Origin of the sequence: Streptomyces sp. NPDC057438 (assembly GCF_042802995.1) — a bacterium.
Lineage (GTDB): Bacteria > Actinomycetota > Actinomycetes > Streptomycetales > Streptomycetaceae > Streptomyces.
This window is the reverse complement of record NZ_JBHVDD010000066.1, coordinates 1-10,816: the sequence shown is the minus strand read 5'-3', so window position 1 is coordinate 10,816 and position 10,816 is coordinate 1. Positions and strand designations below refer to the sequence as shown.

7 protein-coding genes are annotated in these 10,816 nt (G+C 71.3%); 6 read left to right on the top strand and 1 reads right to left on the bottom strand.

What is annotated here, in order from left to right:
• Window positions 1-18 precede the first annotated feature (18 nt).
• The 4 genes from ACFU5F_RS29240 (at window position 19) to ACFU5F_RS29225 (ending at window position 5,192) form a co-directional block, all read left to right on the top strand.
• Window positions 19-240 carry a hypothetical protein gene (locus tag ACFU5F_RS29240; RefSeq protein ID WP_383893451.1) on the top strand — a complete coding sequence of 74 codons (222 nt, stop codon included), beginning with the start codon at window positions 19-21 and terminating at the stop codon, window positions 238-240.
• Window positions 241-501: 261 nt separating this feature from the next.
• Window positions 502-2,586 (top strand): M4 family metallopeptidase, encoded by a 2,085-nt coding sequence (locus ACFU5F_RS29235; protein WP_383893448.1) that lies wholly within the window; start codon window positions 502-504, stop codon window positions 2,584-2,586.
• Window positions 2,587-2,914: 328 nt separating this feature from the next.
• On the top strand, window positions 2,915-4,576 hold the full coding sequence (locus ACFU5F_RS29230; protein WP_383893445.1) for a M4 family metallopeptidase: 1,662 nt from the start codon (window positions 2,915-2,917) through the stop codon (window positions 4,574-4,576).
• 82 nt (window positions 4,577-4,658) lie between these two features.
• Window positions 4,659-5,192 (top strand): DUF1990 family protein, encoded by a 534-nt coding sequence (locus tag ACFU5F_RS29225; RefSeq protein WP_383893442.1) that lies wholly within the window; start codon window positions 4,659-4,661, stop codon window positions 5,190-5,192.
• Window positions 5,193-5,246: 54 nt separating this feature from the next.
• Here ACFU5F_RS29225 and ACFU5F_RS29220 read toward each other — a convergent pair whose 3' ends face one another.
• Window positions 5,247-7,883 carry a glycosyltransferase family 1 protein gene (locus ACFU5F_RS29220; RefSeq protein ID WP_383893440.1) on the bottom strand — a complete coding sequence of 879 codons (2,637 nt, stop codon included), beginning with the start codon at window positions 7,881-7,883 and terminating at the stop codon, window positions 5,247-5,249.
• Window positions 7,884-8,331: 448 nt separating this feature from the next.
• Here ACFU5F_RS29220 and ACFU5F_RS29215 point away from each other — a divergent pair, with 448 nt between their 5' ends.
• Both ACFU5F_RS29215 and ACFU5F_RS29210 read left to right on the top strand, forming a co-directional pair.
• Window positions 8,332-9,513: a S8 family peptidase gene (locus tag ACFU5F_RS29215; protein ID WP_383893437.1), complete on the top strand. Its 1,182-nt coding sequence runs from the start codon at window positions 8,332-8,334 to the stop codon at window positions 9,511-9,513.
• A gap of 230 nt (window positions 9,514-9,743) precedes the next feature.
• Window positions 9,744-10,816, top strand: a 1,073-nt coding sequence (locus tag ACFU5F_RS29210) for a maltotransferase domain-containing protein (protein ID WP_383893434.1), incomplete at its 3' end; no start/stop codon positions are given.

Below are 10,816 nucleotides of genomic sequence, written 5' to 3'. Positions count from 1 at the left end.
TGGAGTTCTCGTCCCGTGATGCCGCCGATGTGTGCCGTCTGTCCCCCCGACCCGCTCGGCACCGCTCCGTTCGGGAAGTTCACCCTGGTGTACTTCCGCGCGACCCGGGCGGCCCCCGCGTACGAGGGGGGCTGGGTCGGACACCCGGAGAACGCGGTCTGGTTCTGCGACGCACACGCGCCCCTCGCCGAGCGCCTGAAAGAGTGCACGGCCGCCGAGGCGCTGGAGCGCCTCGCATGACACACGGCGAACAGTCCGTATAGCGAACATGACCAACCGGGCAACGGACGATTTCCAGCCAAGTTCTTGACGCGCTCCTGACAGGACCCTCGGTCTCCTGCCACTCTGCCCACAACCGCGACACAGCAACCTCACAGCGGGTCCGGCCGTGCCGCGGAAGCACCCCCCACGCATGTGGTTTAAGCGTTCACCAGTTCTCACCTTGTTCTGCCCGGGCGGCCACCAGCCGCCCGGTCTCCCCTGGCCGCGCCGGTCGCGGCCATGCAGAAGGAGTCAGTGTTGAGACGCCAGTCCCACAGACGCACCTCCCACACCGGTAACACTTTCGGCCACAGCACCCGTCGGCGCGCGGCCGCCGGCGCGCTCGTCGCCGTCACCGCCCTGCTGGCCGCGGCCGTCCAGTCGGGCGCCGCGACCGCCGCCCCGGAGAAGGCACCGTCGGCGGCGGGCAAGGCCAACCCGGGCGCGGTCTCGATGAAGCTCTCCCCCTCCCAGCGGGCCGAGCTGATACGCGAGGCCGACGCCACGAAGGCGGAGACGGCCGGGAAGCTCGACCTCGGCGCGAAGGAGAAGCTCGTCGTCCGTGACGTGGTCAAGGACCGCGACGGCACCCTGCACACGCGGTACGAGCGCACGTACGGCGGCCTCCCGGTCCTCGGCGGCGACCTCGTGGTCAAGACCTCGAAGGCGGGCGCCACCCAGGGCGTCGTCAAGGCCACCAAGGCGAAGATCGCGGTGTCGTCGCTGACGCCCACCGTGACCAAGGCCCGGGCCGAGAAGCAGGCGCTCGGTGCCGCGAAGGCGGAGAAGGCCAAGAACCCCGAGGTCAACCGCGCGCCCCGCAAGGTCGTCTGGGCCGCGAGCGGCAAGCCCGTCCTCGCCTACGAGACGGTCGTCGGCGGCTTCCAGCACGACGGCACCCCGCAGGAGCTCCACGTCATCACCGACGCCACCAGCGGGGCGAAGCTGTACGAGTGGGAAGCGGTCGAGACCGGCACCGGCAACACGGTCTACAGCGGCTCGGTCACCCTCGGCACCACACAGTCGGGGTCGACGTTCAACCTGACCGACGGCGCGCGCGGCGGTCACAAGACGTACAACCTCAACCGCGGCACCTCCGGCACCGGGACCCTGTTCTCCGGCCCCGACGACGTCTGGGGCAACGGCCTGCCGTCGAACCTGGAGTCGGCCGGCGCCGACGCCCACTACGGCGCGGCACTGACCTGGGACTACTACAAGAACGTGCACGGCCGCAACGGCATCCGCGGTGACGGCGTCGGCGCCTACTCGCGCGTGCACTACGGCAACAACTACGTCAACGCGTTCTGGCAGGACTCCTGCTTCTGCATGACGTACGGCGACGGCTCGGGCAACGCCAACCCGCTGACGTCGATCGACGTGGCCGCGCACGAGATGACCCACGGCCTCACGTCCAACACGGCCGGCCTCAACTACTCCGGCGAGTCCGGCGGTCTGAACGAGGCCACCTCGGACATCTTCGGCTCCACGGTCGAGTTCTACGCGGCGAACTCCTCCGACGTCGGTGACTACCTCATCGGCGAGGAGATCAACATCAACGGCAACGGGACGCCGTTGCGCTACATGGACAAGCCGAGCAAGGACGGCTCGTCCAAGGACTCCTGGTACTCGGGCATCGGCAACATCGACGTGCACTACTCGTCGGGCCCCGCGAACCACTTCTTCTACCTCCTCTCCGAGGGCAGCGGCGCCAAGACCATCAACGGCGTGAACTACGACTCGCCCACCTCGGACGGTCTCCCGGTGACGGGCATCGGCCGCGCCAAGGCGGAGCAGATCTGGTTCAAGGCGCTGACCACGAAGTTCACGTCGACGACCAACTACGCGGCGGCCCGCACCGGCACGCTCGCGGTCGCCGGTGAGCTGTACGGCACCACGTCCGCCGAGTACACGGCGGTGCAGAACGCGTGGGCCGGCATCAACGTGGGCTCACGTCCCGGCGGCGGCGGGGGCGGCGGTACGTCGTTCGAGAGCACGACCGACGTATCGATTCCGGACAACGGCGCGGCGGTCACCTCGCCCGTCACCGTCTCCGGCCGGACCGGCAACGCGCCCTCGAACCTCGCGGTCGCCGTGGACATCGTCCACACCTACATCGGCGACCTCCAGGTCCAGCTGGTCGCCCCCGACGGCACGGCCTACACGCTGAAGGCGTACGGCACCGGCGGCAGCGCGGACAACATCAACACCACCTACACCGTGAACGCGTCGTCCGAAGTCGCCAACGGCGTGTGGCAGTTGCGGGTCCAGGACAACGCGGCCCGGGACACCGGCTACATCAACAGCTGGAAGCTGACGTTCCCGTAGGACATGGCCGGGCTCCACGTCCACGGGGGCCCGCCACGAGCGTGACGTGACAGGGCGCCGCCCCGGGGGATCCAACTCCCCGGGGCGGCGCCTTCTTTGCCGTTCCCCGGGGGCCGCTTTGCCGCACCTTGGTCGCTCCTTTGCCGTGGTCGGAGCGGTTTTACATGGCCGCAACATTTCCGGACTGTTGATTTCCGGCCAACATCACCTTGCCCTCCTGACATGTACGCGCCGTGGTGGCACGCTTCACCCACCCGCCGCACTCGTAACTTCAGATCCGCCGGACGACAGCCCCATGCCGTCCGGTCTCCCCCACCAAGGAGCATGAGTGACTCCGTTCTACGCGCGTCGCCGTCGCACCACGCTGGCCATCGCGACCGCTGTCGCCGCAGGTACGCTGCTGACCACCGGGCTGACCACGGGCGCCACCGCGCAGCCCACGCCCGTCGCGGAAAAGGCCCGGCCCGCCGGCGCCCCGGTCGCGCTGACCCCCGCCGCGCGCACCGCCCTGATCAAGAAGGCGGACGCGGCCACGGCCGAGACCGCCGACGAGATAGGTCTCGGCGCCAAGGAGGAACTGGTCGTCCGTGACGTCCTCAAGGACGCCGACGGCACGGTCCACACCCGCTACGAGCGCACCTTCGGCGGCCTCCCTGTCCTCGGCGGCGACCTCGTCGTCCACGAGTCCAAGGCCGGCGCCGTCAAGAGCGTCACCAGAGCGACCAAGGCCACCGTCAAGGTCGCCGACCTCACCGCGGACGTCACCAAGGCCACCGCCGAGAAGCAGGCGCTGAAGGCCGCCAAGGCCGAGGGCTCCACCAAGACCGAGGCCGACACGGCCCCGCGCAAGGTCGTCTGGGCGGCGAGCGGCAAGCCCGCGCTCGCCTACGAGACGGTGGTCGGCGGCTTCCAGCACGACGGCACCCCGCAGCAGCTCCACGTGATCACCGACGCGGAGACCGGCAAGAAGCTGTACGAGTGGGAGGCCATCCAGACCGGCAGCGGCAACAGCCAGTACAACGGCAAGGTCACCATCGGCACCTCGCTGTCCGGCTCGACGTACCAGCTGAACGACGCCTCGCGCGGCGCCCACAAGACGTACAACAAGGCCCGCGCCACGTCCTCCTCGGCGGGCACCCTCTTCACCGACGCGGACGACGTCTGGGGTACCGGCACCGCGACGAGCTCCTCGACGGACCAGAACGCCGCGGTGGACGCCCACTACGGCGCCCAGGTCACCTGGGACTTCTACAAGAACGTCCTCGGCCGCAACGGCATCAAGAACAACGGCGTCGCCGCGTACTCCCGCGTCCACTACGGCAACGCCTACGTCAACGCCTTCTGGTCCGACAGCTGCTTCTGCATGACGTACGGCGACGGCGCGGGCAACGTCAAGCCGCTCACCTCCCTGGACGTGGCCGGCCACGAGATGACCCACGGCCTGACCTCGAACACGGCCGGCCTCAACTACTCCGGCGAGTCCGGCGGTCTGAACGAGGCGACCTCCGACATCCTCGGCACGGCGGTCGAGTTCTACGCCGCCAACTCCAAGGACCCGGGCGACTACCTCATCGGCGAGAAGGTCGACATCCGCGGCAACGGCACCCCGCTGCGCTACATGGACCAGCCCAGCAAGGACGGCTCCTCGGCCAACTACTGGTCCTCGTCCCTCGGCAGCCTGGACGTCCACTACTCGTCGGGCCCGGCGAACCACTTCTTCTACCTGCTGAGCGAGGGCAGCGGCGCCAAGACCATCAACGGCGTCTCGTACAACTCGCCCACCTCCAACGGTGCCACGATCACCGGCATCGGCCGCACCAAGGCCGTCCAGATCTGGTACAAGGCGCTGAGCACGTACATGACCTCGACGACCAACTACAAGGGCGCCCGCACGGCGACCCTGAACGCGGCCTCCTCCCTGTACGGCGCCTCCAGCGCGGAGTACGCGGCGGTGAACGCGGCGTGGGCGGCGGTCAACGTCAACGCCTGACCTGACGTGGTGGTGCAGGAATAGGTGACGGGGCGGTACCCGGCGAGAAGGCGACGCCGGGTGCCGCCCTAGGCTTTGCGCCATGCCCGCATCACACGGCCCGCTCCCCGAGGGCCCCTTCACCTACGAAGCGGTCGGCGCGACCCGCGAGGGTCACTGCCCGCCCGACTTCAACCGCCTCCACGTCCGCTCCCGCATAGGCGAGGGCACGGACGTGTTCGAGCGGGCCGCGCACGCCGTCCTCACCTGGGAGATGCACCGCGCGCTGGGCGTCGGCATCCACGCCTCCGCCCCCGAGGCGGCCCCCGGCGTCGACGTGACGGTCACCCTCGGAGGCGTCATCAAGGCCCCCTGCCGCGTCGTCTACACAGTGGACGAGCCTCGCCGCAGGGGCTGGGCCTACGGCACGCTGCCGGGCCACCCGGAAACCGGCGAGGAGGCGTTCATCGTCGACCGCACGGGGGACGGCACCGTCTGGCTGACGGTCTCGGCCTTCAGCCGCGGCGCCAAGTGGTACGCCCGGGCGGGCGGGGCGGCGACGCGGGGACTGCAGCACGCGTACGCGCGGCGGTGCGGGGTGGTGCTGCGGAGGCTGGTGGAGGACCCGAAGGGCTGACGCGGTGTCCCGCACGGGCAGTACCCGTACGGGACGCGGCCACCAACGCCACCGCTACCGCAGCAGCACCCCCGCCCCCTCCCCCAGCTCCTCCGAAGGCACCGTCACCAGGCCCAGTTCGGCGGTGGAGGCCAGCAGGCGGTGGGACGGGAGGATGCGGACCGTGTAGCCGAAGGAGCCGGTGCGGTCGAGGGACAGGGGGCCCTCGTAGACCCAGCGGCCCTCCTCGTCGGGACCGTTCACCGGCTTCAGCGGGACGTACGTCGCGTCCGTGATGCGGTCGTCGGAGTCGACGCGGCCGGAGACCGCCTGGACCTCGACGTCGTCCGGGACCAGCTCGCCGAGGCCCACCCGCACCCGCAGCACCAGCGTCGCGCCCAGCTCGGCGGCCGTGCCCACCGGCGCCGCCGAGGTCTCCACATGGTCCACGCTCACCCGGTGCCAGGTCCCCCGCACCCGTGCCTTCCACTCGGACAGCTCACGGGCCGCGTCCGGGACCAGCGAGCGGTGGGCGCGGGCGGCCGGGGCGTACAGGCGCTCCACGTACTCCCGGACCATGCGGCCCGCCAGCACCTTCGGCCCCAGGTGGGTCAGCGTCTCGCGGACCATCGCGATCCAGCGGTCGGGCAGACCGCCCTGCCCGCGCTCGTAGAAGCGCGGGGCGACCCGCTGCTCCAGCAGCTCGTACAGGGCCGCCGCCTCCACGTCGTCCCGGCGGTCCTGGTGCTCGTCCGTCGCCGTGCCGTCCGCCGTGGGGATCGCCCAGCCGAAGTCCGGCCGGAACCATTCGTCCCACCAGCCGTCCAGGACGGACAGATTGAGACAGCCGTTCAGCGCGGCCTTCATGCCGGACGTACCGCACGCCTCCAGCGGGCGCAGCGGGTTGTTCAGCCAGACGTCGCAGCCGGGGTACAGCTTCTGTGCCATCGCCATGCCGTAGTCGGGCAGGAACACGATCCGGTGGCGGACGCGCGGGTCGTCCGCGAACCGCACCAGTTCCTGGATCAGGCGTTTCCCGCCGTCGTCCGCCGGGTGCGCCTTGCCCGCGATCACGATCTGTACCGGCCGCTCCGGGTGGAGCAGCAGGTCCATCAGACGGTCCTGGTCGCGCAGCATCAGGGTCAGGCGTTTGTAGGAGGGGACACGGCGGGCGAACCCGATGGTCAGGACGTCCGGGTCCAGGACGCCGTCGATCCAGCCGAGTTCGGCGGTGCCGGCGCCGCGCTGCCGCCAGGAGGCGTGCAGCCGCTCGCGCACCTCGACGACCAGCTGTTCGCGCAGGTCGCGGCGGAGCTCCCAGATGTCCTGGTCGGGGATGTCACCGACGGCGTCCCAGCGTTCCGAGCCGCCGACGCTCATGGCGTCCTCGGTCCGTTCGGCGCCGATCTGCCGGGCGCCGAGCCGGAAGACCTCCGGGGCCACCCAGGTCGGGGCGTGCACGCCGTTGGTCACGGAGGTGATGGGGACCTCGTCCGGGTCGAAGCCCGGCCACAGCCCGGAGAACATCTGCCGGCTGACCTGTCCGTGCAGAAGGGAGACGCCGTTGGCGCGCTGGGCGAGGCGGAGCCCCATCACCGCCATGTTGAAGACGTTCGGGTCGCCGCCCGGGTAGGTCTCCATGCCGAGCCCCAGGATGCGGCCGACGTCGATGCGCGGGAGTTCGGCGTCGGGGCCGAAGTGGCGGGCGACCAGCTCGCGGTCGAAGCGGTCGATGCCGGCGGGCACGGGTGTGTGGGTGGTGAAGACCGTGCCGGAGCGGACCGCCTCCAGAGCGGCATCGAAGTCCAGCCCCTCACTGCCGAGTTCGGCGATGCGTTCCAGGCCGAGGAAGCCGGCGTGGCCCTCGTTGGTGTGGAAGACCTCGGGCCCGGCGTGGCCGGTGAGCCGGCAGTACGCGCGTACGGCCCGCACACCTCCTATACCTAGCAGCATCTCCTGCAGGAGCCGGTGTTCGCTGCCGCCGCCGTACAGCCGGTCGGTCACGCCGCGTTCGCCGATGTCGTTGTCCTCGACGTCGGAGTCGAGCAGCAGCAGCGGCACCCGGCCCACCTGGGCCTGCCAGATCCTGGCGTGCAGCCGGCGGCCGCCGGGCAGCGCCAGGCCGATCTGGGCGGCCGATCCGTCGGCCTCCTGGAGCGGTACCAGGGGCAGTTCGTGCGGGTCGAGCACCGGGTAGTGCTCCTGCTGCCAGCCGTCGCGGGACAGGGACTGCCGGAAGTAGCCGTGCCGGTAGAGCAGTCCGACGCCGATCAGCGGGACGCCGAGGTCGCTGGCGGACTTCAGATGGTCGCCGGCGAGGATGCCGAGGCCGCCGGAGTACTGCGGCAGCGCGGCCGTGATGCCGAACTCGGGCGAGAAGTAGGCGATGGCGGCCGGCAGCTCGGAGGTCTGCGCCTGGGCCTGGTACCAGCGGTCGCCGCCGACGTAGTCCCGCAGGTCGTCGGCGGCGGCGGTCAGCCGGCGCAGGAAACGCCGGTCATCGGCGAGTTCGGCGAGGCGCCGGGTGGGGACGGAACCGAGGAGGCGCACGGGGTCGCCGCCGGACGAGGCCCAGCGCTCGGGGTCGACCGACTGGAAGAGGTCACGGGTCTCCGCGTGCCAGGACCAGCGCAGATTGCGCGCCAGTTCGCTGAGCGGATGCAGGGCTTGAGGGAGGACGGGTCGGACGGTGAATCTGCGGATGGCCTTCACAGAGGGTTCCACCTTCGCGCCAGGACGTACGGGCCGGGGGGACGCACTCCGCTGTGCGCCGTTCGTCACCCCCGACGGTAGCGGCGCGGGGGCCCGGTAACCACGGGGCGTCCCCCGGTATGCGATTACGGCGCATCCGTACCCCGGCCGCCCCGGCGGCCAGTCCCTTCCCGGGCGTTCAGTCCTGAATTCGCCGCAGACGATCGGCGACACGGCAGCAACCGGCAGCACCCGCGCATGCGCCACCGGACGATATGGCCGATTACCCCCCTCTGCGCGGTCTTGTGGCGCTTCACCCCGCACGAGAGGCTGCCCCGTGGCGTCACCCGGTCCGAGGAGGGGGTTCCCACCCATGCGTCACCCGGCTGAGGCGAGAGCGAGGCGTGTGCGTCACCCGGCCGAGGCGAGAGCGAGACGTGTGCGCCGGGCGGGAGGGCTCACGGCGGTCATGACGGCGGCGGTGCTCGCGGCCGGCATCCTGCCCGCGCGGGCCGCCGCGGAGGGACCCGTCCACGGAGCCGGTGATCCGGGTTCCGTCAACGGCAGTTACATCGTGACCCTCGGCCCGGGAATCCGGGCCCCGTCGGCGGCCGGCAGGGACGTGGTGGCGAGGTACGGGGCGGAAATACGCCACATGTACGGCGCCGCCCTGAACGGATACGCCGTGACGGCCGGGGAGACCCAGGCCAGGCGTCTCGCGGCGGACTCCCGCGTGGCCTCGGTCGTCCAGGACACGAAGGTCACCTACGGCTGGACCACCGACGAACGGACCGGCGACGAACGGCGACGGCCCGGCCCGCCCGCGTGGGGTCTGGACCGTCTCGACCAGCCTGACCTGCCGCTCGACAGGAGCTACGGCGGACCGCGTTCGGCGGGCAGGGGCGTCACCGTGTACGTGATCGACACCGGCGTACGGGTGACACACCGGGACTTCGGGGGCCGGGCGGTCGACGGCTGGGACTTCGTCGACGACGACCGGACCGCGCAGGACGGCAACGGCCACGGCACCCATGTCGCGGGCATCGTCGCCGGCACCGCCCACGGTGTCGCCAAGAAGGCCCGGATCGTCTCCGTACGCGTGCTCGACGACGCGGGCGGCGGGACGACGTCCCAGCTCATCGCGGGTGTCGACTGGGTCACCCGGCACGCGGGGAAGAAGCCGGCCGTGGCCAATATGAGCCTCGACGGCCCCGCCAACGCCCAGCTCGACGCGGCCGTACGCACCTCCATCGCATCGGGGGTCACCTACACCGTCGCGGCGGGCAACGACGGGCTCGCGGCGAGCCGCTCCTCCCCCGCCCGCGTCAAGCAGGCCATCACCGTCGGCGCCACCGACAGGAAGGACGTCCGCGCCGGCTTCTCGAACTGGGGCCCGAGCCTGGACCTGTTCGCCCCGGGCGTGTCCGTCACCTCCGCCTCCCACCGCGATGACACCAGGGCGGCCACCCACTCCGGTACGTCCATGGCCGCCCCGCACGCGGCGGGCGCGGCGGCCCTGTATCTGGCCGACCGCCCGAGGGCGTCACCGGCCGACGTACGCGGGGCCCTGGTTGAACGAGCGGTTTCGGGCAAGGTGAAGGAGAGGAGGGCGGGCTCCCCGAACAGGCTTCTCCAGGTCGGCCGTTCGTAGGAGTCCGTAACACCGGAGGTGAAGGTCTCTTTACCGAGAGCGACTACAGTGACCGGCCTCGCCCCCTTTCGGACGAGGCCGGTCTTGTGTGTAGACATACGCGTGAGTAGTTAACAAAGTGCCGGAATGCCCACCCGCACCGTGTGGGAAGGCTCCACCGGTACGTCCCGCTGGCCCCACCTCCCCACACCCTTATCCGCCCACCCACGTTGACGCGGACAGGAGCGGTCATGCCCGCCACGCACCACTCGTCACCACCCCCGACGACCAGTACCACCAGCGCCACTCCAGAGAGCACCGCCGCACGCCCCGCACGCCCCGCACGCCCGGCGCACACGGACCCGCCCGCGCCGGCGGCGCCACCCCCGGCCCCCGGCACTCCGGGCGCCCCCACCATCGGCCGGATACCGGTCGTGGACGTACGGCCGACCGTCCATCACGGCCGCCGTCCGGCCAAGGCCGTCGTGGGCGAGGCCTTCGAGATCTCGGCCGTCGTCATCCGGGAGGGCCACGACGCGGTCGCCGCCAATGTGGTGCTCAGGGACCCGGACGGCCGCCCGGCCGACTGGGCCCCGATGCGCGAACTGGCCCCCGGCACGGACCGCTGGGGCGCCACCGTCTCCGTGCCGAGCGAGGGCGTCTGGTCCTACGCCGTGGAGGGCTGGGGCGACCCGGTCACCACCTGGCGCCATCACGCGCGCATCAAGATCCCGGCCGGCATCGACACCGAACTCGTCCTGGAGGAGGGCGCGCGTCTCCACGAACGCGCCGCCGACGGCGTCCCCGAGGGCGGGAGCGGACGGGGCGTCCTCCTCGCCACCGTGGACGCGCTGCGGGACACCGCCAGGCCCGTGTCCTCCCGGCTGGCGGCGGCGTTGGCGCCGGAGGTGGACGAGGTCCTGGCCCGCCACCCCCTGCGGGAGCTGGTCACCTCCTCCGAACCGTTGCCCCTGCTGGTGGAGCGCGAACGCGCCCTGTTCGGCTCCTGGTACGAGTTCTTCCCCCGGTCCGAGGGCACCCCCTCCCAGCCCCACGGCACGTTCCGCACGGCCGCCCGCCGCCTGCCGGCCATCGCCGCGATGGGCTTCGACGTCGTCTACCTGCCCCCCATCCACCCCATCGGCACCACCTTCCGCAAGGGCCGCAACAACACCCTCTCCCCCACCCCCGACGACGTCGGCGTCCCCTGGGCCATCGGCTCCCCCGATGGCGGCCACGACAGCATCCACCCCGACCTGGGCACCCTGGAGGACTTCGACCACTTCGTCGCCGAGGCCCGCGCCCTGGGCATGGAGATCGCCCT